Source organism: Streptomyces sp. NPDC034111 (assembly GCF_055575375.1).
Window position 1 is genome coordinate 25,987 of record NZ_JBVIST010000021.1, and the last position, 25,887, is coordinate 51,873.

23 protein-coding genes and 2 pseudogenes are annotated in these 25,887 nt (G+C 71.3%); 11 read left to right on the forward strand and 14 right to left on the reverse strand.

What is annotated here, in order from left to right; all coding sequences use genetic code 11:
* Positions 1–5: 5 nt before the first annotated feature.
* The 3 genes from ACZ55A_RS31715 to ACZ55A_RS31725 all read left to right on the forward strand — a co-directional run bounded on the left by ACZ55A_RS31715 (position 6) and on the right by ACZ55A_RS31725 (position 2,276).
* On the forward strand, positions 6–920 hold the full coding sequence (locus tag ACZ55A_RS31715) for a helix-turn-helix transcriptional regulator (protein ID WP_468847381.1): 915 nt from the start codon (positions 6–8) through the stop codon (positions 918–920).
* Between the two features lie 139 nt (positions 921–1,059).
* Positions 1,060–1,971, forward strand: coding sequence for an AzlC family ABC transporter permease (locus ACZ55A_RS31720; RefSeq protein WP_468847384.1), 912 nt, complete (start codon positions 1,060–1,062; stop codon positions 1,969–1,971).
* On the forward strand, positions 1,968–2,276 hold the full coding sequence (locus ACZ55A_RS31725; RefSeq protein WP_468847387.1) for an AzlD domain-containing protein: 309 nt from the start codon (positions 1,968–1,970) through the stop codon (positions 2,274–2,276). Before ACZ55A_RS31720 ends, ACZ55A_RS31725 begins: the two co-directional genes overlap by 4 nt.
* A gap of 20 nt (positions 2,277–2,296) precedes the next feature.
* Here ACZ55A_RS31725 and ACZ55A_RS31730 read toward each other — a convergent pair whose 3' ends face one another.
* The gene (locus ACZ55A_RS31730) at positions 2,297–3,220 is read right to left on the reverse strand and encodes a hypothetical protein (RefSeq protein WP_468847390.1); all 924 of its coding nucleotides are present in this window, start codon (positions 3,218–3,220) and stop codon (positions 2,297–2,299) included.
* Between the two features lie 77 nt (positions 3,221–3,297).
* Here ACZ55A_RS31730 and ACZ55A_RS31735 point away from each other — a divergent pair, with 77 nt between their 5' ends.
* The 4 genes from ACZ55A_RS31735 (at position 3,298) to recX (ending at position 7,030) form a co-directional block, all read left to right on the forward strand.
* Positions 3,298–3,492, forward strand: a complete 195-nt coding sequence (locus ACZ55A_RS31735; RefSeq protein ID WP_468847392.1) for a DUF3046 domain-containing protein — start codon at positions 3,298–3,300, stop codon at positions 3,490–3,492.
* A gap of 203 nt (positions 3,493–3,695) precedes the next feature.
* Positions 3,696–4,994 carry an AI-2E family transporter gene (locus ACZ55A_RS31740; RefSeq protein WP_468847614.1) on the forward strand — a complete coding sequence of 433 codons (1,299 nt, stop codon included), beginning with the start codon at positions 3,696–3,698 and terminating at the stop codon, positions 4,992–4,994.
* Between the two features lie 227 nt (positions 4,995–5,221).
* Positions 5,222–6,343, forward strand: a complete 1,122-nt coding sequence (gene recA / locus ACZ55A_RS31745) for a recombinase RecA (RefSeq protein WP_468847394.1) — start codon at positions 5,222–5,224, stop codon at positions 6,341–6,343.
* 6 nt (positions 6,344–6,349) lie between these two features.
* Positions 6,350–7,030, forward strand: coding sequence for a recombination regulator RecX (gene recX, locus ACZ55A_RS31750; RefSeq protein WP_468847396.1), 681 nt, complete (start codon positions 6,350–6,352; stop codon positions 7,028–7,030).
* Positions 7,031–7,095: 65 nt separating this feature from the next.
* Here the strand turns inward: recX and ACZ55A_RS31755 are convergent.
* From ACZ55A_RS31755 to ACZ55A_RS31795, 9 genes and pseudogenes are all read right to left on the reverse strand, one after another.
* A pseudogene (locus tag ACZ55A_RS31755) lies at positions 7,096–7,288 on the reverse strand (IS5/IS1182 family transposase); the annotation flags it as partial.
* A 54-nt stretch (positions 7,289–7,342) separates the two neighbouring features.
* On the reverse strand, positions 7,343–7,723 hold the full coding sequence (locus tag ACZ55A_RS31760; RefSeq protein WP_468847399.1) for a rhodanese-like domain-containing protein: 381 nt from the start codon (positions 7,721–7,723) through the stop codon (positions 7,343–7,345).
* A complete protein-coding gene (locus ACZ55A_RS31765; protein ID WP_468847401.1) occupies positions 7,720–8,268 on the reverse strand; it encodes a cupin domain-containing protein in 549 nt (182 codons plus the stop codon). The genes ACZ55A_RS31760 and ACZ55A_RS31765 overlap by 4 nt, the downstream gene beginning before the upstream one ends.
* Before the next feature lie 78 nt (positions 8,269–8,346).
* Entirely contained in the window at positions 8,347–8,433 is an 87-nt protein-coding gene (locus tag ACZ55A_RS31770; RefSeq protein ID WP_311044721.1) for a putative leader peptide, read from the reverse strand.
* 451 nt (positions 8,434–8,884) lie between these two features.
* A pseudogene (locus ACZ55A_RS31775) lies at positions 8,885–10,582 on the reverse strand (FAD-dependent monooxygenase); the annotation flags it as partial.
* Between the two features lie 186 nt (positions 10,583–10,768).
* On the reverse strand, positions 10,769–11,704 hold the full coding sequence (locus ACZ55A_RS31780) for an amino acid ABC transporter permease (protein WP_468847403.1): 936 nt from the start codon (positions 11,702–11,704) through the stop codon (positions 10,769–10,771).
* A gap of 127 nt (positions 11,705–11,831) precedes the next feature.
* The gene (locus ACZ55A_RS31785) at positions 11,832–12,479 is read right to left on the reverse strand and encodes an amino acid ABC transporter permease (protein ID WP_468847405.1); all 648 of its coding nucleotides are present in this window, start codon (positions 12,477–12,479) and stop codon (positions 11,832–11,834) included.
* A 130-nt stretch (positions 12,480–12,609) separates the two neighbouring features.
* On the reverse strand, positions 12,610–13,521 hold the full coding sequence (locus tag ACZ55A_RS31790) for a glutamate ABC transporter substrate-binding protein (RefSeq protein ID WP_468847408.1): 912 nt from the start codon (positions 13,519–13,521) through the stop codon (positions 12,610–12,612).
* A 54-nt stretch (positions 13,522–13,575) separates the two neighbouring features.
* Positions 13,576–14,361, reverse strand: coding sequence for an amino acid ABC transporter ATP-binding protein (locus ACZ55A_RS31795; RefSeq protein WP_468847411.1), 786 nt, complete (start codon positions 14,359–14,361; stop codon positions 13,576–13,578).
* Positions 14,362–14,648: 287 nt separating this feature from the next.
* Between ACZ55A_RS31795 and ACZ55A_RS31800 the strand changes: the two genes are divergently transcribed.
* The 3 genes from ACZ55A_RS31800 to ACZ55A_RS31810 all read left to right on the forward strand — a co-directional run bounded on the left by ACZ55A_RS31800 (position 14,649) and on the right by ACZ55A_RS31810 (position 17,229).
* The gene (locus ACZ55A_RS31800; protein ID WP_468847413.1) at positions 14,649–15,377 is read left to right on the forward strand and encodes a response regulator transcription factor; all 729 of its coding nucleotides are present in this window, start codon (positions 14,649–14,651) and stop codon (positions 15,375–15,377) included.
* Positions 15,378–15,393: 16 nt separating this feature from the next.
* Complete coding sequence (locus tag ACZ55A_RS31805; RefSeq protein WP_468847415.1) at positions 15,394–16,809, forward strand: sensor histidine kinase; 1,416 nt, start codon at positions 15,394–15,396, stop codon at positions 16,807–16,809.
* A 216-nt stretch (positions 16,810–17,025) separates the two neighbouring features.
* Positions 17,026–17,229 (forward strand): cold-shock protein, encoded by a 204-nt coding sequence (locus ACZ55A_RS31810; protein WP_468847418.1) that lies wholly within the window; start codon positions 17,026–17,028, stop codon positions 17,227–17,229.
* Between the two features lie 95 nt (positions 17,230–17,324).
* Here ACZ55A_RS31810 and ACZ55A_RS31815 read toward each other — a convergent pair whose 3' ends face one another.
* From ACZ55A_RS31815 to ACZ55A_RS31830, 4 genes are all read right to left on the reverse strand, one after another.
* Complete coding sequence (locus tag ACZ55A_RS31815) at positions 17,325–18,320, reverse strand: TAXI family TRAP transporter solute-binding subunit (protein ID WP_468847420.1); 996 nt, start codon at positions 18,318–18,320, stop codon at positions 17,325–17,327.
* 93 nt (positions 18,321–18,413) lie between these two features.
* Positions 18,414–20,369: an acetate--CoA ligase gene (acs, locus tag ACZ55A_RS31820; protein WP_468847423.1), complete on the reverse strand. Its 1,956-nt coding sequence runs from the start codon at positions 20,367–20,369 to the stop codon at positions 18,414–18,416.
* A gap of 97 nt (positions 20,370–20,466) precedes the next feature.
* Positions 20,467–22,098 (reverse strand): solute symporter family protein, encoded by a 1,632-nt coding sequence (locus tag ACZ55A_RS31825; protein ID WP_468847425.1) that lies wholly within the window; start codon positions 22,096–22,098, stop codon positions 20,467–20,469.
* Entirely contained in the window at positions 22,095–22,529 is a 435-nt protein-coding gene (locus ACZ55A_RS31830) for a DUF485 domain-containing protein (protein WP_468847427.1), read from the reverse strand. The genes ACZ55A_RS31825 and ACZ55A_RS31830 overlap by 4 nt, the downstream gene beginning before the upstream one ends.
* 610 nt (positions 22,530–23,139) lie before the next feature.
* Here ACZ55A_RS31830 and ACZ55A_RS31835 point away from each other — a divergent pair.
* A complete protein-coding gene (locus ACZ55A_RS31835; protein WP_468847429.1) occupies positions 23,140–25,866 on the forward strand; it encodes a helix-turn-helix transcriptional regulator in 2,727 nt (908 codons plus the stop codon).
* Positions 25,867–25,887 lie beyond the last annotated feature (21 nt).

Sequence of the window (25,887 nt, forward strand, 5' to 3'; positions counted from 1 at the left end):
GGCGCATGGTCACGGTCAGCGGGGACGGCGGGGCGACCGACGGCGCGGCCACCGGCGGGGCCACCACCGGCGGGGCACCGGGTACGGACGCCACGCCGCGGGCGCGCGGCGAGTGGGCGCGTCACTGGAGGTACGCCGGGCTGCCCGGCCTCGACCTGCTGCGCGCCCGCTACGTCCGGCACTCCTTCCCCCGCCATGCCCACGAGGGCTACGTCGTCTGCGCGGTCACCTCCGGTGTCGAGGAGGTCGGGCTCCAGAAGGGCACCGTACGGGCCGGCCACGGCGGCATCATCATGATCAACCCGGAGGTCGCGCACACCGCCCGGGCCGGCGCCCCCGAAGGCTGGGCGTACGCCACCCTCTACCCGTCGTCCGAGGTCGTCGCCGAGATAGCCGAGGAGACCAGCACGCTGCGCGGCACCGTGGGCTTCGCCCAGACCAGCGCGGAGGACCCGCACCTCGGCAGGATGATCACCGAGATCCACCGGGCCGCCGAGACCGGCAACGCCCTCGCCGCCGACAGCCTGCTGCGGATCGTCGTGGCCCGGCTGCTGCGCCGCTACGGAGGCCCGCTTCCCGCGCGTACGCCCCGCAGCGCGGGCGCACGGACCGCCGCCCGCGCCCGGGCCGTCCTGGAAGAGCGGATGGCCGACCCGCCCTCCCTGGAGAAACTGGCCCAAGAGCTCGGTACCAGCCCGTTCGCCCTGCTGCGGGCCTTCAAGAGCGCGTACGGCATGCCGCCGCACACCTGGCTCACCGATGCCCGGGTACGGCGGGCCCGCAGCCTTCTGGAGGCGGGCAGCACCCCCGCCGACACCGCCGCCGCGGTCGGCTTCAGCGACCAGCCCCATCTGAACCGCCACTTCACCCGCATCGTGGGCGTCACACCGGGCGCGTACCGGAGGGAGCGGTGGGTGTAACGCCCAGACGCATGCAGCGCCGTGGCACCTGATCGCCATGGCACCTGATCGCCATGGCACCTGATCGCCGTGACACCTGATCGCCGGGGTGCAAGAACGTACAAGACCCCCGAGTCCTCGCCCTCCTAAGGTCCGGGGCGTGCCAGAACAGACAGAGATACGCACCACGAGCCGGGCCGCGCCGCCTGCACCGGCCCGCCCCGCGAAGCCCGACTCCGCCGTCATCAGGGACGCCCTCGGCGTCGGTGTCGCCGTCGGCCTCTCCGGATTCGCCTTCGGCGTGACCTCGGCCGGCGCCGGCCTGAGCCTGCTACAGACCTGTGCGCTGAGCCTGCTGGTGTTCACCGGCGCCTCGCAGTTCGCGCTGGTGGGCGCGCTCGCCGCGGGCGGCAACCCGCTCACCGCCGCGGCCGGGGCCTTCTTCCTGGGCGCCCGCAACGCGTTCTACGGGCTGCGGCTGTCCGCCGTCCTCGGCTACCGGGCAACGGTCAAACCCTTCGCCGCCCACTGGGTCATCGACGAAACCTCCGCCGTCACCCTGGCCCAGCCCGACCGCCGCAGCGCCCGCCTGGGCTTCACCGTCACCGGGCTGACCCTCTACGCCCTGTGGAACCTCACCACCTTCGTCGGCGCCCTGGGCGCGGAGGCGCTCGGCGACACCGACGCATGGGGCCTGGACGCGGCCAGCCCCGCGGTCTTCCTGGCGCTGCTCGCGCCGATGCTCAGGTCCACCGTCGAGCGGGTCGCGGCCGGTCTGGCCGTCGTGCTGGTCATGGTGACGCTGCCGCTGCTGCCCACCGGCGTCCCCGTGCTGCTGTCGGCGCTCGCCGCGCCCGCCGTGCTCGTCGCACAGGGGCGGCGCGAACGTACCAAGGAGGCAGCCGAGGAAGACAAGGCAGGCGAGGCAGCCGGGGCGGAGCGGGAAGTGCCTGCGGCAGCGGAGGCAAAGGGAGCGGACCGGGCGGGAGTTGAGCCGGCCGGTGCCGCCGCGCCCCGGCCCCCGCAGAGGACCGGGGAGAACCACGACACCACCGAGGAGGACCGGGCATGAACATCTGGATCGCGATCGCCGTCACCGCCGTCGGCTGCTACCTGGTCAAGTACCTCGGCCTGTCGGCGCCCGCCGGCGTGCTGGAGCGCCCGCTCGTCAAACGGCTGGCCGCGCTGCTCCCGGTGGCCCTGCTGGCCGCCCTCACCGCCCAGCAGACCTTCAGCGACGGCCGGCACCTGATGCTCGACGCCAAGGCCGCCGGCGTGGCCGCCGCGGCCGTCGTGCTCGTCCTGCGAGCCCCGTTCCTGCTGGTCGTGGGCGTCGCGGTGGTCGTCACCGCGGGGGTGCGGGCACTGGGCGGGTGACCGCACCCGGACCGCGGCGGTCAGCCGAGGGGCCGCCCGTACGCCTGGAGGGTGAGCAGCGCCCGCAGCGTCACCATCGGGCGGCCCTCCAGCGCCGTCCCCGGTGCCCATACCCGCCAGTTGACGGGCCAGCCGCCGTCCTCCTCCTGAAGGTCCGTGAGGTGGTCCAGCGCCCGGTCCATCTCCTCGTCGGTGAACCAGTGGCGGGCCAGCGAACCGGGCGTGGGCGCGAAGTCGTACGCCAGATGATGCTCGCCGGGGGCATATCCCTCCGCCACCGGGACGTCCGCGGCGCGCTCCGGGTCGAGCAGCACCAGACCCTGTTCCCGTACGAGCCGGCCCAGCCGCTCGGCCGCCGCGGCGGCCCGCGGCCGGTCCGGGGCGCCGTCCAGGAACGCCACCGCCGCCTCGACCTCGTAGGGATGGGTGTCCTTCAGGGACTCCACGGCGGCCCAGCAGTAGTCCGTGGCCCGGAACAGCCAGGCGTGCCACACCTCGTTGCGGTGCAGCAGCCCCACCACGGGGCCGGTGGCCAGCAGCGCGCTCGGCGGATCGTCGACCACCGGGATCCACGGGGCGGCCGGATAGCCGCGCAGAGAGGGGTGCAGCGCGGGCAGCGCGCCATCGGGAGTCGAGATCTTCGTCAGATAGCGGCAGATCCGCTCCACCTGGCGGCCGTCACAGCGCCCGATCACATCGAGGATCTTGAGGGCGTGCGTGGTGTGCAGCGGCTGGCTCACAGGGCCGCGCAGATCGGGCTCCAGGGCGTGGCCGTAGCCGTCGTCGTCATTGCGGTACGCGGCGAGCGCGGTCTCGACCGGGTCCGCCCCGCCGCCGAGGAAGTGGTACTCGAAGAGCCGCTGCTCGAGCACCCGGGCGGTCAGCCAGATGAAGCGCTCGGCACGCGCCAGAGGGGTCGAAGGTGGTCTCACGTTTTCGGCCATGGCCTGACCGTAGGGCCGAAATCCCCCGTCGGCACCGGTCACGCATCGCTGCCCTCCCAGGGCGGGATACTGGAGGCATGCGGTTGACGGTCTTCTGGCAGCGGATGGCGGATCATTTCGGCGCGGGCTACGCCGACTCCTTCGCGCGCGATCATGTGATGTCCGGACTCGGCGGCCGGACCGTCCACGAGGCGCTGGACGCGGGCTGGAGCGCCAAAGAGGTGTGGCGGGTGGTCTGCTCGGTGATGGATGTGCCGGCCGACAAACGCTGAGGGGCTGCGGGAGCGGGCGGCCTGGTGCCGGCAGCGAGCGGGGCGAGGGATCACCGCGGGCGGTTCTGGGCCCACGGCCGGGATTGTCGGTGCCGTGCGCGACACTGGGCAGCGTGCCCGTGTCTGATGAGATCACCAGCAACGACGTCCAAAGGCCCGATGAGCGGCCCGAGGACCGGCCCGAGGGCTGGTCCGATGCGCGGATGCCGCGCTGGCTGCCGCGCGCCATGGTGCTCGCGCTCGCCCTCGTGGGCTGCTACCAGCTCGCCATCTGGGGCTTCCACCAGCTGATCAGCCTGCTGCTGAACGTACTGATCGCGTTCTTCCTCGCGCTGGCCGTCGAGCCGGCCGTCGACTGGATGGCGGCCCGCGGCATGCGGCGCGGCCTGGCGACGGGGCTGGTCTTCCTGGGCATCCTCGTCGCCGCGGTCGGCTTCTTCACGCTCCTGGGCTCGATGCTCGCCGGCCAGATAGCCACCATGGTCGAGGAGTTCCCGCAGTACCTGGACCACGTGATCAGCTGGATCAACAACACGATGCACACCCACCTCTCACGGGTGGAGGTGCAGAACAACCTGCTCCGGTCCGACTGGCTCCAGAAGTACGTCCAGGACAGCGCCAACAACGTCCTGGCCGTCTCAGCGACGGTGCTGGGCAGTCTGTTCAACCTCCTGACGGTGGCGCTGTTCTCGTTCTACTTCGCCGCCGACGGGCCCCGGCTGCGCCGCGCGCTGTGCTCCGTCCTCCCGCCCCGCCGGCAGACGGAGGTCCTGCGCGCCTGGGAGATCGCGGTCGCCAAGACCGGCGGCTACCTCTACTCCCGTGGTCTGATGGCCCTGATCTCCGGCGTCTCGCACTACGTCCTGCTGGAGCTGATGGGCGTCCCGTACGCCCCGGCGCTGGGTATGTGGGTCGGCCTGGTCTCCCAGTTCATCCCCACCATCGGCACGTATCTGGCGGGTGCGCTGCCCATCCTGATCGCGTTCACCGTCGACCCCTGGCACGCGCTGTGGGTCTTCGGCTTCGTCGTGGTGTACCAGCAGTTCGAGAACTACCTCCTCCAGCCGCGGATCACCGCCAAGACGGTGGACATCCATCCCGCCGTCGCCTTCGGGTCGGTCGTGGCCGGAACGGCCCTGATGGGCGCGGTGGGCGCGCTCATCGCCATCCCGGCGACGGCGACGCTCCAGGCGTTCCTCGGCGCGTACGTCAAGCGCTACGAGGTCCCCGGCGACCTGCGCGTCAACGGCCGGGCCCGCCGCCGGCGCACCGCCGACCTCCTCGCCCGCGCCCGCCGGACCCTGCACGCCGAGCAGCCCGCGTCCCCGCTGACGGACCGGACAGCGGCCTCCGCGCAGGAGGACGACACCGAGCACGCCGCCCCCGTCCAGGACGGCACCGAGAGCGCCACAACCGGCCAGGATCCCCACCACCCCGCCGAGCCCTCCTCCCCGTCTTCCTCGCCGTCCTCTTCGTCCAGCGGCCGCCCCGAGGCCGGCTGAGCCTTGGCCCTTCCCCTGCCCCCGCCCGCACCGACTCTCCACGGCGAGGGCGGGCGGGTCGCTTGACAGTAAAATCGAACATCCATTCTCATGAGGGATCCGGCCTGTGTTTCCGGGGTTTTCGCGGAGTTATCCACAGGCCGGAGCCGGGTCCGGGCGCATTGTCAGTGGCAGGCGTTAGCGTCATGGACGTGAAGCGATCGACTCAAGCAAATCGGGTGGAACCCATGGCAGGCACTGACCGCGAGAAGGCGCTGGACGCCGCGCTCGCACAGATTGAACGGCAATTCGGCAAGGGCGCCGTGATGCGCATGGGGGAGAGGTCGAAGGAGCCCATCGAGGTCATCCCCACCGGATCCACCGCGCTCGACGTCGCCCTCGGCGTCGGCGGTCTCCCCCGCGGCCGCGTCATCGAGGTCTACGGCCCGGAATCCTCCGGTAAGACGACCCTGACCCTGCACGCTGTCGCGAACGCCCAGAGGGCCGGCGGCTCCGTCGCGTTCATCGACGCGGAGCATGCCCTCGACCCCGAGTACGCCAAGAAGCTCGGTGTGGACACCGACGCCCTGATCCTCTCCCAGCCGGACAACGGCGAGCAGGCCCTGGAGATCACGGACATGCTGGTCCGCTCCGGTGCGCTCGACCTCATCGTGATCGACTCCGTCGCCGCCCTGGTGCCGCGGGCCGAGATCGAGGGTGAGATGGGCGACTCCCACGTCGGCCTCCAGGCCCGGCTGATGAGCCAGGCACTCCGCAAGATCACCAGCGCGCTCAACCAGTCCAAGACCACCGCGATCTTCATCAACCAGCTCCGCGAGAAGATCGGCGTGATGTTCGGCTCGCCGGAGACCACGACCGGTGGCCGTGCGCTGAAGTTCTACGCCTCGGTGCGTCTCGACATCCGTCGCATCGAAACCCTCAAGGACGGCACGGAAGCGGTCGGAAACCGCACCCGCGTCAAGGTCGTCAAGAACAAGGTCTCCCCGCCCTTCAAGCAGGCCGAGTTCGACATCCTCTACGGCCAGGGCATCAGCCGTGAGGGCGGCCTGATCGACATGGGTGTGGAGCACGGCTTCATCCGTAAGTCGGGCGCCTGGTACACGTACGAAGGCGACCAGCTCGGTCAGGGCAAGGAGAACGCCCGTAACTTCCTCAAGGACAACCCGGATCTCGCCAACGAGATCGAGAAGAAGATCAAGGAGAAGCTCGGTATCGGCGTGAAGCCGCAGGACCCGGCGGCGGCGCCCGGCGCGGACGCCGCGGGTGCGGCGGCCGACCCGGCCACCGCGGCTCCGGCACCGGCGGCCAAGGCCGCAAAGGGTTCCAAGGCCGCCGCGGCCAAGAGCTAGTCCGCCATGACACGGCGAACGGAATGGCCGGACAGCGAGGACGAGCTCAGCGCTGCCGGTGACGCCGAGACCCGTAACGGCCGTAGGGGCCGTGAAGGCCGTCGGGGCCGCCAGGCCCGCGAAGACGGCCATGAGGACAGCGGTGGTCCCTCCTCGTCGAGGGCCGAGACGGGACCACCGCGAACGCCCGAGGAGCAGGCGCGGGCCATCTGCCTGCGCCTGCTCACCGGGAATCCGCGTACCCGCAAGCAACTCGAGGACGCCCTGCGCCGGCGGGGCATCCCCGAGGAGGCCGCACAGGAAGTGCTGTCCCGCTTCGAGGACGTCGGCCTGATCAACGATGCGGCCTTCGCCGATGCCTGGGTGGAGTCCCGCCACCATGGGCGCGGCCTGGCCCGGCGTGCGCTGGCCCGCGAACTGCGCACCAAGGGGGTGGACTCCGCCCTGATCGAGGAGGCCGTCGGCCGCCTCGACTCCGAACAGGAGGAGTCCACCGCCCGCGAGCTGGTCGACCGCAAGTTGCGCAGCACCAGAGGCCTGGACCGCGAAAAGCGCCTCCGCCGCCTCGCCGGAATGCTGGCCCGCAAGGGCTACCCGGAGGGCCTTGCCCTCCGCGTCGTCAAACGGGCCCTGGAGGAGGAAGGCGAGGACCCAGAACTGCTGGAGCAGCATCTGCCGGACGACTGACAGGCGGCACGAGTGGCACGGGTGGCCTGAGGGCCTGTCCTGCGGACCTCTCGTCGCCGGTGCAGGGCCCGCTTGTCGTCCCGAGCAGCCACGGCTCTGAAGTCGTTCAGCCGGTTGATCGTCCGCTCGGCTTCTTTGCGGCGCTTGTAGATCTCGTTGGCGAAGGTGGTGGGTCTGCCGCCTTGTTGCCGCCCTGTTGCCGCGGCGTTTGCGGTTGGCCGGCTGGTCCTGCGGCTCGGGGATGGTGTGTTGGTGTTGGTCGGTGGGTGGTGGTGGGAGGGCGGGGCGGGGGAGGGGGAAGCGGGGGGAAGGTCAGGTTCTTACGGGGAGGCCTGCTGTGCGCCAGGCCTGGAAGCCGCCGGCCAGGTCGGTCGCTCGGTGGAGGCCCAGTTGGCGGAGGGAGAGGGCGGCCAGGGTGGAGGCGTAGCCCTCGTTGCAGATGACGATGACCGGCAGATCGTGGTGAGTTGCCTCGGGGGCGCGGTGTTCGCCCGTGGGGTCGAGGCGCCATTCGAGTTCGTTGCGTTCCACGATCAGGGCGCCGGGGATGGTGCCGTCGCGCTCGCGTAGCTGGGCGTACCGGATGTCGACCAGGAGGCCCCCCGATTCCTGGAGGGCGGCGGCTTCTTGGGGGTTCACTCGGTGGCCCAGTTCGTGCCGGGCCCGGGCGAGCAATGCGTCGATGGCGCTCATACCCACTCCTCCGGGCGCTCGACCTCTTCGAGGCGCAGCACCGGGCCGGTGCGGCTGTAGCGGCGGATCAGCGGGAGGGGCGGGTAGTAGGCGTGGACGGACACCGCATGGGTGTCGGCGGAGGTGTTGAGGACCTGGTGGACGTGGTGCGGGCCGAACGCCCGGCCGTTGCCGTCGCTGAGCTTGCGCTCCCGGTCCACGCCGTCGGCGAGCTCCAGGGTCTTCCAGCCCTCGGTGGGCAGTTGGGCGGCGAGCGATTGTTCCGTCAGCTCGCCGCCGGCCGTCGCGAAGGCGCCGCGGGAACCACCGTGGTCGTGCCAGCCGGTGCCGGTGCCCGGCGGCCAGCCGATCAGCCAGGCTTCGCTGCCGCCCGGCCCGTCCAGGCGGATCCAGGTACGGCCTTCGGGGTCGAGCGGAAGTGCGGCGATGAGCGCCGCGTCGGCGGCGGTACGGCGGGCGAAGTCGAGGAGTTCGGATGCGCTGGGCCCGCCGTCATTGCCGTTGGTGGTGGCATGCGGGCGCGCGGGGGTACGTACGTCGGGCACGGGAACCGTCCTGAGTGAGCGCGAAGCGGCGCGGCTGCCGGGCAAGGGCGGGCGGCCGCGCGGGGAAGGGGATGCGGATCAACAGGACGGACGACACATGCAGCCCGCATAGCGGACCAGGTCCAGATGGACCCTCCGCCAGAATCGCGAGCTGTGATCAGTCACCCTCGGAGTGAAACATGGAGGATCGAACAGGGTCAACCGCGGAGGTCGGCTTCGCTGACCCTGAGTCCTCTGAGTTCTCTGATGAGTTCTCTGCGTTCTCTGAGTTCCCTGAGGTCGCTGGGGCTCCTGAGGCCCCCGTTTCCCCTGAGGTCCCCGTTTCCGCCCATGGGTCGGTCGCCTCCCTTGTGTCTGTCGCTTCAGCCCCGCCCGCCGATTCTGGTTCGCCTGTTCCGTCTACCCTGCCTGTCTCGTCGGCCTCGTCTGTCGGATCTGTCACGTCCGCTATGTCAGCCATGTCTGCCTCGTCCGCAACGTCCCCCATATTCGTCGCGTCCACCACATCCATTGCACTCGCCACATCCGCCGCCCCGCCAGCCCCAGCCGACGCCGCCGTCCCCGGCGCTCCGCCCGCCGCAGCCGACACCGCCGTACCCGTTGCCCCCGCAGCCCCCGCCCGGCGGGCCGCGCCCGCGCTGCGGCCGTCCGCTCCGCCCCGTACGGCCTCTGCACAGGCGGTCAGTTGCTCGGGGCGGACGCCGGCCAGGGTCGTGACCAGGTGGCCGTCGGGGCGTACGAGCAGGACGGTGTGTGCGGCCGCGCCGGGGTAGGACTCGGTGACCAGGAGTTCGGCGGACATCGGCAGGTCGGCAACCGCGCTGGTCAGTCGGGGCATCAGGCCCGCCGACTGCCAGTGCCGGCGGTCCCAGACGGTGGTGCCGGGCGCCACCAGGACGACCAGCAGACCGTGCCCGAGGCGGTCGCGCAGCCGGACCACCGAGCCGTCGGACGCGGTCACCGGCACGTCCACGACCGAAGCCCCCAGCGGCGTGTCGACGACCGGGCCGTCGGTGTGGCCGGCGGGCGGTGCCAGCGGCGTGCGGGCGTACACCGGCGGTGCGCCCAGCGGTCCGCGCCCCACATGGCCGTCGGTCAGCAGGGTGCTGCGTCCGCGCGCTGCACCCGGGAGGACGGTGCGCCAGCGGGCCGAGCGGCCGTCCCTCAGCAGCGGCAGCGCCTGGTCGGCCGCCCGCAGCCGGGCCGCGACCGCGCCCCGGCGCTCGGCCTGGTAGCTGTCGAGCAGCGGCTCGGAGGCGCCGTGGTGCCAGGCCAGGCCCAGCTTCCAGGCCAGGTTCTCGGCGTCCCGCAGCCCCTCGTCCAGCCCCTGGGTGCCGAGCGCGCCCAGCAGATGCGCGGCGTCCCCGGCGAGGAAGGCGCGGCCCTGCCGCCAGCAGCGGGCGAGCCGGTGGTGGACGGTGTGTACGCCGGTGTCGAGGAGTTCGTACGGGGGGACCAGCCGCCCGGAGCCGTGCGGGCGGGTGCTGCCTCCTTCCGGGGCGGCTCCGGCGCCGGTGTCCGCCGGCGATTCGAGGGTCCAGCCGGCCAGGGAGTCGCGGATCCGGGCGACCAGGGCGTCCGGTGTGACCAGTTCGCGCCCCGGTGGCAGCAGCCAGTCCAGCCGCCAGACGTCGTCGGCCAGCGGACGGGCGGAGACCTCGTTGCCCGGTCCGCCGCCCTGCCGGGGCGGTGAGCGGTGCAGCAAGGCCTCGCCGGGCCAGGGCAGTTCGCAGCGCAGCGCGGCCACTGCGTGCCGTTCGACGGCCGTCCGCCCCGGGAAGCGGATGTCCAGCAGCTTGCGGACGGTCGAGCGGGGTCCGTCGCACCCGATGAGGTAACTCCCCCGCCACCACTTCCCGTTGGGGCCGCGGGTGTGCGCACTGATGCCGTGTTCGTCCTGTTCGAGGTCGGCGAGCCGGCTGTCGGTGACGACCTCGGCGAGCTTCTCCTGGGCCAGTGCGCTGCGCAGGGCGCGGGTGAGCGCGTGCTGGGGGAGGTGGACGGGGGAGGCGAGGGCGGGGCCGGCCGCGTCGTCCGGCGTTCGCGGGGCGAAGGCGACCCGCTCCACCAGGCGTCGACGGCGCATGATGCGCCAGGCCGTCCAGCGGGTGCCGGCGCTCTCCAGGGTGTCCGCGCAGCCGAGCCGGCCGACGAAGGCCGCGGTGTCCGGGCGGAGCACGGCGCTACGGGCGGGCCGGGTGTCCTCCTGCCCGGCCGTCTCGTCGAGGACGACGGACGGGACGCCGAGCCGGGCGAGCGCGAGGGAGAGCGAGAGGCCGACCGGGCCGGCCCCGACGACGATCACCGGGTCCACGGCGCCGCTCCCTGGGGCCGCTGGTGCGTACGGGACGTGCGGAAACTGGCAGTTGGAGCCCGGTGCGTGATCACACAGCGTATGCAACCCACTGCGGCCGCTCGCGTCAAGTGACGGAGGCGGTGGCGCCGTTGCCACCGCCTCCGGACGGTCCGGTATCGGCCGCGCGGGGCGGCCGTCGTACCGTCAGTCGTTCCTGGTCACCGGCCCGCCGGGAGCGGGGTCGGCGACCTCCATCGCGTCGGTGGCTGCCACCGGCTCGGCGGCCGCGGCGACCTCGATGCCGGTCTTGGCCCGCCGGCCGCGCCGCTCGATCCAGTTGGCGAGGGCGGACAGTGCCAGGCACATCGCGACATAGATGACGCCGGTGACGATGATGACCGGGACGTAGGTGTCGTTGCCGTTGACGATGATGTTGGTGCTCATCTGGCGGGCGGTGAAGAGCAGTTCCTCGAACGTGATGATGTAGCCGAGGGAGGTGTCCTTCAAGGTGACCACGAGCTGGCTGATGATCGTCGGCAGCATCGCCCGGACGGCCTGCGGGATCAGCACCGTCGTCATGACCTGGGTCTTGCTCATGCCCAGCGCGTAGGCGGCCTCACGCTGGCCCCTCGGTACGGAGTTGATGCCGGCCCGCAGCACCTCGGCCTGCACCGAGCCGTTGTACACCGTCAGCCCGATGACCAGCGCCCAGAACTGCGGCTGGCTGCCGGTGAGCCCCAGGCTCTCCCGGCTGCTGAGCAGGATCACCCACAGCGCGTAGATGGTGATCAGCAGCGGGACGGCGCGGAAGAGCTCGATGAAGCCGGTCGCCAGCCAGCGGACCGGCTGGTGGTCCGACAGCCGTGCCACCGCGAGCAGCACGCCCAGTGCCAGCGACAGCACCGCGGCGACCGCGAAGACCTGAAGCGTCGTCAGTACACCGTCGCGGATGTTGGCCCGCACCCCGGCGTTGTTGAAGATGTTCCATACCTCGGGCTCGAGCTGGCCCGTGGCGCTCAGCCGCAGCACGACGAACGCGATCAGCGCCAGTACCGCGAGCGCGCCGACGAGGCTGTAGACGCGGTTGCGCGCCTTGGCCTTCGGTCCTGGTACGTCGTAGAGAACGCTGGCGTTGCTCATGCGCTTACCTCGCTTCGTCCCGCCCCGCCTGCGCGCGGCACCCACGTCATGCTGTTCCTCCCCCTGGGGGCGCCTCCCAGCGGTAGCTGGGGGACTTCGGCCGGGGGGACCCCCACGTCAGGTCCGCTCATCGGGCCACCTCCATACGGCGCTCCAGCAGGCGGAAGAGGCCGCTGATGGCGAAGGTGATGATGAGGTAGGCGAGCGCGATCCACAGGAAGATCCAGGCGATCGCGTAGCCCTTGTCGTTGAGCAGCTTGGAGACGTTGAACAGCTCGCCGTAGCTGAAGGCGCCGGCGATCGCGGAGTTCTTGGTCAGCGCGATGAAGATGCTGCTCAGCGGCGGCAGTACGGTGCGCGTGGCCTGCGGGAGCACGATCATGCGCAGCGTCTGGGCGAAGGTCATACCGAGGCTGCGCGCGGCCTCCGCCTGCCCCAGCGGCACGGTGTTGATGCCGGACCGCACCGCCTCGCACACGAAGGACGAGGTGTAGAAGCCGAGCGCCAGTGTGGCGAGCACGTACGGGCTCGCGCCCTGGAAGAGGATCTGCGGTACGACGAAGAAGGCGACCAGGAAGAGCAGCGTCAGCGGCGTGTTGCGCAGCACCGTGACCCAGGCCGTGCCGAAGGCGCGCAGCGGCGGAATCGGAGAGACCCGGAAACCGGCTATGAGCACGCCGAGTACCAGCGCGAGCAGGGCGCTGGACGCGGTGATCGCCAGCGTTCCGAGGAATCCGTCCCGGAACTCGGGCAGATAATCGAGGAGTACGTTCATGGGGTCTCCGCGGTAGCGGTCATCGGGGCGACGGCGGGAAGAGGGTCAGAAACGGGGGGAAGACACGGCGCCCCGTACGCCCGCCGCGGCGGGCGTACGGGGCGGCGCAGTCCGGTGAGCGCGCGAGGCCTCAGTACCGCGGCAGCGGGGTCTCCGGGGCGGTGAACTTCGAGCCGGACTTGCCGAGCGTGCCCTTGTACGCCTTCTCGTAGTCGCCGTTCTTGATGTGGTTCTCCAGCGCCTTGCTGATCGCCTCACGCAGCGCCTTGTCGTCCTTGTTCATGCCGACGCCGTAGGGCTCCTTGGTGAAGGGCTCCTCCACGACCCGCAGCTTCGCCGAGCGCTGGGCGGCGTAGCCCTTGAGGATGGCGTCGTCGGTGGTGACCGCGTCGACCTGGCCGTCCAGGAGGTACTTCACGCAGTCCGAGTACTTGGAGAGCTCGGTGGTCTTCGCGCCGTACTTCGCCTTCTTGATCTCCTGGAGCGGAGTCGAGCCGGCGATCGAGCAGACCTTCTTGCCCTTGAGGCTGTCCGGCCCGGTGATGGACTTGTCGTCCTTGCGCACCAGGAGGTCGGCGCCGGCCGTGTAGTACGGGCCCGCGAAGCCGACCTGCTTCTTGCGCTCGTCGTTGATGGTGTAGGTGCCGACGTAGTAGTCGACGTCGCCCTTGGAGATGGTGGTCTCACGGACGTTGGAGTCGATCGTCTTGAACTCGATCTGCTTGTCGGAGAAGCCGAGGTCGGCCGCGACCATCTTGGCGATCTCGATGTCGAACCCGGAGTACTTGCCGGTCGCCGGGTCCTTGAAGCCCAGGAACGGCTGGTCCGCCTTGACGCCGATGACGATCTTCTTGGCCTTCTGGGCCTTCTTCAGTACCGCGGAGTCGACCGTGACGTCCGAGGCGACCTTGTAGCTGCCGCTGTAGACATCGCCGCCGGCCGGCTTGTCGCCCGCCGTACCCGACTCGCCGCCGCACGCCGTGGCCGTAGCCGCCAGCGCGAGCACCACCGCACCGGCCGCAGCCGTCTTACGAATCCTCATGGTGAACATCCTTTGGTTCAGCAGGTGTTGGCAATGATGGGTGGCCCTGCGGCCTCAGTGGTGAAGGATCTTCGACAGGAAGTCCTTGGCGCGGTCGCTGCGCGGGTTGTTGAAGAACTGGTTCGGCTCGGCCTCTTCGATGATCCGGCCGTCCGCCATGAAGACGACCCGGTTCGCCGCGGAGCGCGCGAAGCCCATCTCATGGGTGACGACGACCATCGTCATACCGTCCCGGGCGAGCTGCTGCATGGTGTCCAGCACCTCGTTGATCATCTCCGGGTCCAGCGCGGAGGTCGGCTCGTCGAACAGCATCACCTTCGGGTCCATCGCCAGCGCGCGGGCGATCGCCACGCGCTGCTGCTGGCCGCCGGAGAGCTGTGCGGGGTACTTGTCGGCCTGGGTGCCGACCCCGACCCGGTCGAGCAGGGCGCGGGCCTTCTTCTCGGCCGCCGCCTTGTCCGTCTTACGGACCTTGGTCTGGCCCAGCATCACGTTCTCGAGCACCGTCTTGTGCGCGAAAAGGTTGAAGGACTGGAAGACCATGCCCACGTCGGCCCGCAGTTTGGCCAGCTCACGGCCCTCCTGCGGCAGCGGCTTCCCGTCGATGGTGATGCTGCCGGAATCTATGGTCTCCAGGCGGTTGATCGTGCGGCAGAGCGTCGACTTGCCGGAGCCCGAGGGCCCGATCACGACGACGACCTCACCGCGGTGGATCGTCAGGTCGATGTCCTGGAGCACGTGCAGCGCGCCGAAGTGCTTGTTCACGTTGTCCAGCACGACCAGCTGGTCACCTGCCTGCGAGGGACCCTCGGCGTTCTTGGTCACCGATACTTCGCTCATCGGCGTACAGCTCCGTCCTCCTCGGTTGGGAGGACCTTAGTGAGGCGCTTCGACCAGCGTCATTACATCTGAGGGGAACTTGAGCATAACGATCGGGTCGCAGCGGGGAGACGGAGTGTTACGCGGAGTGACGGGCTCGCGGCACCGTTACCACGCCGTCACCAGGCCGTCGGCGTACCGGCTGGGTAACGGATGGCGGCCCTGAGGTGGCCGCCTCTTGACGTGCATGCCTCCTATCGCCGTAGATGCCCTGTGGCCTGTACGCACGCACCCGGGAAGGAGGTCCGATGAGACTGCTGCTCGTCGAGGACGACGATCATGTCGCCGCGGCCCTGTCCGCGGTGCTCGCCAGGCACGGTCTCGCCGTCGTGCACGCGCGCAACGGCGAGGAGGCGCTCAAGGCCCTGCTGCCCGATGACGCCGAGCCCTTCTCGGTGGTGCTGCTCGACCTGGGGCTGCCCGACCAGGACGGCTTCGAGGTGTGCGGCCGGATCCGCAAGATCTGCGCCACCCCCGTGATCATGGTGACCGCGCGGTCCGATGTGCGCTCCCGCATCCACGGCCTCAACCTGGGCGCGGACGACTATGTCGTCAAGCCGTACGACACCGGCGAGCTGCTGGCCCGGATCCATGCGGTCAGCAGGCGCACGGTGTCCTCGCCGGAGCGGGGGGCGGAAGCGCCCGCCGAGGAGGGAACCGCCGGCGAGGCGCTGCACCTGGGTGCGGTCACCGTTGAACTCCCCACCCGCCAGGTGTCGGTGGGCGGTGCCACGGTTCCGCTCACCCGCAAGGAGTTCGATCTGCTGGCGCTGCTCGCCCAGCGGCCCGGGGTGGTCTTCCGCCGGGAGCAGATCATCAGCGAGGTGTGGCGGACGAGCTGGGAGGGCACCGGCCGGACCCTGGAGGTACATATCGCCTCCCTCCGGGCCAAGCTGCGGATGCCCGCCCTGATCGAGACGGTCCGGGGCGTCGGCTACCGGCTCGTCGTCCCCGCGGCCGGCCGCCCGGCCTCCTGAAGGCCGCCGCCGGAACGTGCGCACCCGACTCCTCCCGCTGCTCATCGTCCTCATGGCCGGTGTGCTGCTCGCGCTCGGCATCCCGCTGGGCGTCATCACCGCCGGTGTGGAGCAGCAGAAGGTGGTCGTCGACCGGATCGACGACGCAGCCCGCTTCGCCGCCCTCGCCCAGTTCGTCACCGCCCGCCCCGACGCGGACGCCCACCACAAGACGCCCGAGGAGGACGAGCGGCGCACCACCCTCAGCGGCGAGCTGGAGCGCTACTACGGCCTCTACGGCATACGCGCCGGCGTCTTCTACCGCGATCACACCCCGATGGCCGCCGCCCCGCACGGGCTGCCGGTGCCCAGCGACGGCGAGGGTGCCCGGGCCTTCAGCGAGGCGCTGGCCGGCCGCCGCAGTCATGATCCGCACCAGGTCTGGCCCTGGGACGACGACGGCCGGATCCCGGTCGCTTCGCCGGTCATCCGCGACGGCGATGTGGTCGCCGTCGTGGTCACCGACTCGCCCACCGGGCAGATGCGTTCGCGCATCCTGCGCGGCTGGCTGCTGATCGGGGTCGGTGAGTGCGCGGCCATGCTCGTCGCGGTGGCCGCCGCCTTCCGGCTCACCGGCTGGGTGCTGCGGCCGGTACGGGTCCTGGACGTGGCCAGCCACGACATCGCCACCGGACGGCTGAAGTCCCGGGTCGCCGCCACCGCGGGCCCGCCCGAACTGCGCAGGCTGGCCCGCTCCTTCAACGAGATGGCCGACAACGTCGAGGAAGTGCTGGAGCAGCAGCGCGCCTTTGTCGCCGACGCCTCCCATCAACTGCGCAATCCGCTCTCCGCGCTGCTGCTGCGGATCGAGCTGCTGGCCCTCGAACTCCCCGAGGACAACGAGGAGATCGCCTCGGTCCGCGCCGAGGGCAAGCGGCTGGCGCGGGTCCTGGACGATCTGCTCGACCTCGCGCTGGCCGAGCACACCGCAGCTGACCTCCAGCTCACCGATGTCGCGGCGCTCGCCGCCGAGCGGGTCGGCTCCTGGCGCCCGATGGCCGACGAGAAGGGCGTCCGCCTGACCTACGAGGGACAGCCCGCCGTCACCGGGTGGGCCGACCCGGTCGCCCTCTCCAGCGCACTGGACGCCGTCGTCGACAACGCCCTGAAGTTCACCCCGGCCGGGCAGCCGGTCACCGTCGGTGTGGCACCGGACGGCGAGCAGGTGCACATCACCGTGGCCGACCGCGGTCCCGGCCTGACGGACGATGAGCTCGCGCGGGTCGGCGACCGCTTCTGGCGCAGCAGCCGCCACCAGAACGTCTCCGGCTCCGGCCTCGGGCTGTCGATCACCCGCGCACTGCTCGCGGCGGGCGGGGCGGCCATCGCCTACGCCCCGCATCCGCCACACGGTCTGAAGGTCACCGTCACCGTGCCGCGCACCGGCCCCTGACCAGGCAAGTACCGGATTCGCGGTCGCTCCCGGACGTCTGTGCTACGGTGGACCGCGTTGCAGTTGTGGTACCCATGATGAACTTTGTGCGCGCCCGGAGGCTGGTAGCCCCGGGCGTTCCTTGTTTCCGGACCTGTTCCGGTGTGGGGCGATCATCTCGGCGACAAGGGGGCCGCGCAGTGCGGTCTCCTGCTTGCCCCATGAAGGAGAAAAATTATGGCTTCCGGCACCGTGAAGTGGTTCAACTCGGAAAAGGGCTTTGGCTTCATCGAGCAGGACGGCGGCGGCCCCGACGTCTTCGCCCACTACTCGAACATCAACGCCCAGGGCTTCCGTGAGCTGCTCGAGGGCCAGAAGGTCACCTTCGACGTGACCCAGGGCCCGAAGGGCCCGCAGGCGGAGAACATCATCCCCGCCTGACGCGTCTCGCGTCCCGCGACCGGGGCCCGCACCGACTCTTCGGTGCGGGCCCCGGTCCGTTCGCGCTCAGGGCGTCACGGGCGTCCACGGGCCGCTCAGGGCTTCACGGACAGGTAGTAGCGCCGGGCGCCCTCGTGCAGCGGCAGCGGATCGGTGAACACCGCGGTCCGCAGATCCACCTTCTGCGCGGCATGCACCTGGCGCCCGATCCAGTCCCGGCTGTCGATCACGGTCCGGGTGATGCCCTGGGTCAGCGCGGCGCCCTCGCGGTCCGTCGTCACCAGCAGATTCGCCACCGCGATCGTCTTCACCGCCTGCCCGTCCTGCGCCCGCGGATAGGCGTCGGCGGGCATCACGGCGGCCCGGTAGTAGCGGGTGCGCTCGCCCTGTCGGTGCAGCCCCTCGGTCAGGTCGCCGAGCTGGACCAGCCGTACCGGGAACCGCTGCACCAGATGCTGCACCGCGGTCGTCGGCAGCCCGCCCGACCAGAAGAAGGCATCCAGTTTCCCCTGCTCCAGCAGCCTGGGCATCCGGTCGATGCCCACCCGCACCGGTTCGATGTCCCGGTCGAAGTCGAGTCCGGCGGCCTCCAGCAGCCGCCGGGTGATCAGCTGGACGCCGGAGCCGTCGGCCCCGACGCCCACCCGCAGCCGCCGCAGGTCCTTCGTCGAGCGCACCGCGGAGTCCTTCGGCACCACCAGCTGCATGTAGTCGTCGTACAGCCGCGCACAGGCCCGCAGCCGGTCCGCGCCCCGCTCCCCCCTGACCTTGTACGTGGCGACCGCGTCCGCCGTGGCGATGGTGTACTGCGCGCGCCCGGCGACCAGCTGCCGCAGATTGTCGATCGACCCCTCGCTGCGGGTCAGCCGCAGATCCACCTCCGGCAGGTCGTGCGCCAGGTCCTGCTTCAGCAGCTCCCCGTAGCGCGCGTACACACCGGTCGGCACACCGGTCGCCAGCGTCACCCGGCCACCCGGTGCGGGCTCACCGCCCATGGACAGCAGCCACCACAGCGCCGCCGCCAGCGCGGCGAGGGCCGCGATCACCGCCTGGAGGGCGCGGCGGCCGGTACGGGGAAGTGCTGTGACCATGGGCGGGATCCTGCCAGCACCGCGGCACCGGCGGGAAGGGCGGACGGCACCCTTCCTCGTCACCCTGGGGTGAGCCCGGTCTCCCGCGGCCCCTCAGTCCTCGCCCGGCGCGTCGGCCAGCCTGGCCTGGATGAGGTCCATGACGGAGGAGTCGGTGAGGGTGGTGACATCGCCGAGGGCGCGGTTCTCGGCGACGTCGCGCAGCAGCCGGCGCATGATCTTGCCGGAGCGGGTGGTGGGCAGGGCGGTGACGGTGAGCACCTGCTTCGGCTTGGCGATCGGGCCGAGGGTGTTGCTCACATGTGTCCGCAGTTCCGCAGCCAGCTCGTCGGACTCCGCCACGCCGCCGCGCAGGATGACGAAGGCGCAGATGGCCTGGCCGGTGGTCGGATCGGCGGCGCCGACCACCGCGGCTTCGGCGACCGCCGGGTGCGAGACCAGGGCGGATTCGACCTCGGTGGTGGAGATGTTGTGGCCGGAGACGAGCATGACGTCGTCCACCCGGCCGAGCAGCCAGATGTCGCCGTCCTCGTCCTTCTTGGCGCCGTCTCCCGCGAAGTACGTGACCTGGAAGCGCGACCAGTACGTCTTCACATAGCGCTCGTCGTCGCCCCAGATGGTGCGGAGCATCGACGGCCACGGCTCGGTGAGCACCAGATAGCCGCCGGAGCCGTTGGGCACCTCGTCGCCGCGGTCGTCGACGACCGTCGCGGCGATGCCGGGCAGTGCCAGCTGGGCCGAGCCGGGCTTGGTCTCCGTGACGCCGGGCAGCGGGCTGAGCATCATGGCGCCGGTCTCGGTCTGCCACCAGGTGTCGACGATCGGTGTGGCGTCGGCCCCGATGTGTTTGCGGTACCACATCCACGCCTCGGGGTTGATCGGCTCGCCCACCGAGCCCAGGACGCGCAGCGACGACAGATCGAAGCCCGCCGGGATGTGGTCGCCCCACTTCATGAACGTACGGATGGCGGTCGGGGCGGTGTAGAGGATGGTGACCCGGTACTTCTGGACGATCTCCCAGTAACGGCCCAGGTGCGGGGTGTCCGGTGTGCCCTCGTAGAGCACCTGGGTGGCGCCGTTGGAGAGCGGGCCGTAGGTGATGTACGAGTGGCCCGTGACCCAGCCGATGTCGGCGGTGCACCAGTAGACGTCGGTCTCGGGCTTGAGGTCGAAGACCGCGTGGTGGGTGTACGAGACCTGGGTGAGGTAGCCGCCGGTGGTGTGCAGGATGCCCTTGGGCTTACCCGTCGTGCCGGAGGTGTAGAGGATGAAGAGCGGGTGCTCGGCGTCGAACGCCTCCGGGGTGTGCTCGGCCGACTGGCGCCCCACGGCCTCGTGCCACCACAGATCGCGCTCCGCATCCCAGGCGGTCGGCTCTCCCGTACGGCGCACCACGAGTACGTGCGCCACCTGGGGGCACGTCTCCAGCGCACGGTCGATGGCGGGCTTCAGCGGGTGGGGCCTGCCGCGGCGGTAGCCCCCGTCCGCGGTGATCACCAGCTTTGCGTCCGCGTCCTGGATGCGGGCGGCGACCGCTTCGGGCGAGAAGCCGCCGAAGACCACCGAGTGCGGAGCGCCGATGCGGGCGCAGGCCAGCATGGCGATGACCGCCTCCGGGATCATCGGCAGATAGATCGCGACCCGGTCGCCCGCGGTGACGCCGAGTTCGGACAGCGCATTGGCGGCCCGCGCCACCTCGTCCTTCAACTCGCCGTAGGTGAGGGTGCGTTGGTCGCCCGGCTCGCCCTCGAAGTGCAGGGCGACCCGGTCACCCAGGCCGTTCTCCACATGCCGGTCCACGCAGTTGTAGGCGGCGTTCAGCCGGCCGTCGGCGAACCAGGTGGCGAACGGCGGGTTGGACCAGTCCAGTGTCTCCGCCGGCTCCTTCGCCCAGCTCAGGCGGCGGGCCTGCGCCGCCCAGAAACCCAGCCGGTCGGCCGACGCCTGCTCGTACGCGGCAGAGGTGACGTTGGCGGCCGCCGCCAGTCGGGCCGGCGGCGCGAACCGCCGGTCCTCCTTGAGGAGGTTCGCCAGGCTGTCGTTGTTCACGATGTGCTCCTTGCAGTTGTCCGTCGGGGCGGGCCCGGGAGGCGGTACGGCGACCGCGGGCCCGCCCTCGATGTGGTCTCGTCCGTGCTCCGGCGGGTCAGTGCGCTCCGGCACCGGTGAGCGAACGGACCTCCATCTCCGCGTACTTGGCCGGCGCCGTCTCCTTGGACGCGAGGGTGCCCAGGGCGCCCAGCAGGAAGCCGAGCGGGATGGAGACCAGCCCGGGGTTCTCCAGGGGGAACCAGTGGAAGTCCACGCCGGGCAGCAGTGAGGCCGGCGTGCCGGAGACGACGGGGGAGAAGACCACCAGCAGCACCGAGGAGACCAGGCCGCCGTAGATGCCGCACACCGCCCCGGTGGTGTTGAACCGCTTCCAGAACAGGCTGTAGAGGATCGTCGGCAGATTGGCCGAGGCAGCGACGGCGAAGGCCAGCGCCACCAGCGCAGCGGTGTTGAGCTTGTCGGCGAACATGCTCAGTACGACGGCCAGGACGCCGATGCCGATCGCGGCGAGCCGCGCCGTCCTGATCTCCTGACGCTCACTGGCCCGCCCCTTGCGGAAGGCATGGGCGTACAGATCGTGGGCGAAGGAGGCGGACGAGGTCAGGGTGAGACCGGCCACCACGGCCAGGATCGTGGCGAAGGCGACCGCGGAGGTGACCGCCAGCAGCGTGGCGCCCAGGGTGGATCCGGGGCCACCGCCCAGCGCCTCGGCCAGCATGGGCGCGGCCGTGGTGCCTGCCGGATTGGCGGCCTGGATCGCCGAGTGGCCCACCACCGAGGCCGCACCGAAGCCCAGCACCAGCGTCATCAGGTAGAAGGCACCGATGATGGCGATCGCCCAGTTCACCGAGGTCCGCGCGGCCTTGGCCGTCGGCACCGTGTAGAAGCGGACCAGGATGTGCGGCAGGCCCGCGGTGCCCAGAACCAGCGCGACACCGAGGCTGATGAAGTCCAGCTTGGTGGTGGGGCCGGCGCCGTACTTCAGGCCGGGTGAGAGGAACGCATGGCCCTTTCCGCTGGCCTCGGCGGCCGAGCCGAGGAGCGAGGAGAGGTTCCAGCCGAACCTGTGCATCACCAGGACGGTCAGCAGCAGCGTTCCGGTCATCAGCAGCGCGGCCTTGACGATCTGCACCCAGGTGGTGCCCTTCATGCCGCCGACGACGACGTAGAGGATCATCAGCACCCCGACGCCCAGAATGATCCACTTCTTGGCGGTGTCGCCGGAGACGCCGAGCAGCAGGGCCACCAGGGAACCCGCGCCGACCATCTGGGCGAGGAGGTAGACGACGGAGACCACGATGGTCGAGATGCCCGCGGCGGTGCGCACCGGCCGCTGGCGCAGGCGGAACGCGAGCATGTCGGCCATGGTGAACCGGCCCGTGTTGCGCAGTGGTTCGGCCACCAGGACCAGCGCCAGGATCCAGGCGACGAGGAATCCGACGGAGTACAGGATGCCGTCGTACCCGAAGAGCGCGATGGTGCCGGTGACGCCCAGGAACGAGGCGGCCGACATGTAGTCGCCCGAGATGGCCAGACCGTTCTGGAAGCCCGAGAACGACCGGCCGCCGGTGTAGAAGTCGGTGGTGCCCTTGGTCTGCCGGCTCGCCCACAAGGTGACGCCCAACGTGGCCGCCACCACCGCGAGGAACAGGCCGACCGTCAGCGAACGGCCGCCGTGCGCGCCGGACCCCGCCGCGAGCACGGTCTGCTGAAGGTGAGTGATCACGCGGAGGCTCCCGCCGTCTCCGGGGCCCCTTGCGCGCGGACCTGTGCCTGTTCGAGGTTCTCCTTGATGCGCTCCGCCAGCGGGTCACGCCGGCGGTTCGCATGGCGGGTGTAGAGCCATGCGGTGAGGAAGACCGCGGCGAACTGGGCGAGTCCGAGGAAGAGCGCGACGTTCAGATTGCCGACGACCCTGCCGTTCATGAGGCCGGGCGCGTAGGTGGACAGCAGGACGTACAGCAGATACAGGCTCAGGACGGCGGTCGTCGCGCCCACGGCGAAACGGCGCTGGGTGCGGCGGAGCCGGCCGAACGGCCCGCCCTCCTGAACTGTTTGGAACACCGTGGCGGCGGGGTCCTGCGGAGCCGTGGCGAGGGCGGTGGTGTGGGGGGTACCGGCAGGGAGGCTGCCGGGAGATGAGGCGGGCGTGGTCATGGGCCTTTCCAATGATGGGTTCAGCGTGGCTCCCGGAAACCGGACCGGCCGGGAGCGGTGGGTGGTCGCCGGCCGACGGCGGCGCACCGGTTTCCCGGCCGGATACGGGGGCGGCCGGGGGCACTTGGGGCGAGGCGGGAGCGCGGGACGGCGCGCGGCCGGCTGGCGGCGCGCTTCGCCGTACGGCACTGGTCGCACGACCCTTGTCCGGCCAAAATTAGGTGGCGGACCGGCCGTAAGGGATGACGGGCGGCACCGAAGGATTAGCGGGCTGATCCACGGAGATCGAAGAAGCACCCCCTGAGCAACCGATGCCCTCATCGGCCGAAATGCCGTGCAGCGGCGGGCGGGTGGCGTACGGCGGGCCGCTCCTTACCGGAAAATTGCGGGGCACTTACAGGCGCGGGGCACCATCCGTGATCAGAGCGGTCGGCGCCCCCGGCACGTGGATCCCCATCCCGCGTGTTGCGCGGGGGCCGGCCGCTCACGGACCGGTAAGACCGTGCGGCCCCCGCGGCAAAGGGGCGGGCCGCCCTCCTGAACAGCCGTGGTGCCACATGCCGACCAACTCTCCAGCGACCGCCCGTCGTACGGGACGGAGCCCGGACCCGTGCTGACCGGACGGAAGCAGGAACTCGGCACCCTGGCAAGGCTGTTGGCCGTCCTCCGCACCGAGGGCGTCTCCGTGCTCATCCAGGGCGGCTGGGGCAGCGGCAAGACCGCCTTACTGTGGGCCGCGCTGGCCGGCCCGCGCCGGGATCCGGGCAGCTGCCTCCTGACGGCGGCCGCCGATCCGCTGGAGCGTGACCTCCCCTTCCGCGTGGTGCGCCGGCTCCTCCGGAGCGGCCAGGACCCGGAGCCCTCCGCCTTCCCGGCCCCGCCGACCGGTCGAACTGCCGCCCCGAGACGGCTGTTGATCGCCCTCGACGATCTCCAGTGGGCCGATCCGCACTCCCTGCTCTGGGTGAGCCGGCTGCTGCGCCGTACCGACGATCTGCCACTGGCCGTCGTCGCCACGCTCGGCCCCGAGGAGGCCCATCCGAACGCCGCGGCCGTGGCCGCCGTCGCATCCCTGTTCCGGCATCGGCTGCCGCTCCGCGGCCTGGACGACGACGCCGCCGAGGCGCTGCTCACCCAGAGCCTCGGCACAGCGCCGGAGCGCTCCTTCACCGCCGCCTGCCGGGACGCCACCGACGGCAACCCGCTCCTCCTGCACGCTGTGGCACGGGGGCTCAAGGCCTCCCGGTCCACCCCCGGGGCGGACCGCAAGGACCCGGTCACCGCATACGTTCCCGACGACCTCGGCTCCGCCGCCCTCACCCGGCTCCACGGCGTCGACCCGCACGCCGTGGCCACCGCCCAGGCCGTCGCGGTCCTCGGTGGCGCGCCGGCCGTCGATCTGCTCGTGGCCGCCACCGGGCTCACCGAGCCTGCGGTCGAGGACGCCGCCCACCGGATGGTGCGCGCAGGCTGGCTGATCCGGGCCGAGGGCGGGCTGTCCTTCGTCTGCGACGTCCTGGCGGCCGCCGTCTTTGCCGGGGTGCTGCCGAGCACACGGATGGGGCTGCACCTCCGGGCGGCCCGGCACCTGCTCTCCCATGAGGCCCCGCCGGAACGGGTGGCCGACCATCTGCTGCTCGGCCCGCTGGGCGAACCGTGGGCGCCGGACGTGCTCGGCAAGGCCGCGGCGGCGGCCGCCCGGCGCGACGACCCCGGGCGGGCGGAAGCCTTTCTGCGCCGCGCCCTGCGCGAGGACCTGACGGACGCGCTGCGGGCGACCCTGCTGGCGGAGCTGGGTGCGCTGGAGCTCACCTCCAGCCTCCCGGCGGCCGTCCGCACCCTGGAGCGCAGTCTCGAACTGTCCCAGGACCCGGTGGAACGGACCACCACCGCCCGCCGGCTGGCCGGCGGGCTGCTGGCACTGGACCGCCACCAGGACGCGCTGGACGCACTCCGGCGCACCGGTGAGGCCCTTCGGCAGAGCGACGCCGCGGGCGCCCTGCGCCTGGAGATCGACTTCCTCCAGATCAGCCTGAGCGATGCGGCGTCGGCCCCGGCCGTGATGCCGCGGCTGATGGCCCTGGAACTCTCCGACGCCGCCGACAGCTGCGCCCAGCGGCCGCTGGCCGCCCTGCTGAGCCTGCGCGCGACCATGGTCGGACGGTCCCCGCAGGACGTCGTCGACCTGGCCGAGCAGGCGCTGAGCGGCGGCGTGCACCCGGCCGACGACGAGTCCCCCGTCTACCACTACGCCGTCGTTGCCCTGGGAGTGGCCGGCGAGACGGAGCGCGCGCTGCACCATGCGGACGCCGCCGTGCGGGCGGCGCACGCCCGTACCTCGGCCTTCGACCACGCCCACGCCCTCACCACCCGGGCGAACATCCACTGCCGGCTCGGCCGCCTGGCGGACTCCCGGACCGACGCGGAAACGGCACTGCAAGCGCTCGACGGGATCGGCGTCGGCCTGTGCAACAGCCTCAGCACCTTCGCGGTCGCGACGCTGGCGGAGTCCCTGACGAGCCAGGGCCTGCTCACCGGCGCGGCGGAACTACTGGAACGCGGTGACCTCTGCGGCGAGCTGAACGGCAACTGGGTCCATGACTACGTCCTGATGGTGCGCGGCCGGCTGCACGGCGCCCAGGGACGGCCGGAGAAAGCGCTCGCCGACTTCCTGCTGTGCGGGGAGCGGACCTGTGCCCGCGGTATGCCCAACCCCGGCTTCCATCCCTGGCGTTCGGAGGCCGCGCTGATGTCTGCGGCGCTGCGGCGCGGTGCGGCGGCCCGGTCGCTGGCGGCGGAGGAACTGCGACTCGCCCGCCTCTGGGGCGTCCCGGAGATGACCGGGGTGGCCCTGCGCGCCATGGGCGTGGTGACCGGCGGACGCGAAGGCCTCGATCTGCTGACCGAGGCCGTGGAACTCCTCGCCGGCACGCCCGCCCGGGTGCGCTACGCCCAGGCGCTGGCCGACTGCGGTGTCCTCGCCCGTAAGGCCGGGCGGCTGTCCGAAGCGCGTACGCACCTGCGGCGGGCGGTCAGCGTCGCCCACGAGTGCGGTGCGCGGCCGATGGCCGATCAAGCGCTGGCGGAGCTCCGTGCCGCCGGTGACCGGCCACGCGGCCGGACGTTCCACGGCGTGGGCGCGCTGACGCCCACCGAGCGGCGGGTCGCCGGCCTGGCCGCCCAGGGCATGACCAACCGGGAGATCGCCCAGCGTCTCTTCGTCGGTCTGCGCACCGTGGAAGTCCACCTCAGCAATGCCTACGGAAAGCTCGCCATCGACGGCCGCGCGGGGCTGGCGCAGGCGCTGAGAAAAACCGATTCCTGCGCAACGGAATAACGCATCCACCTCTCTCCAGGA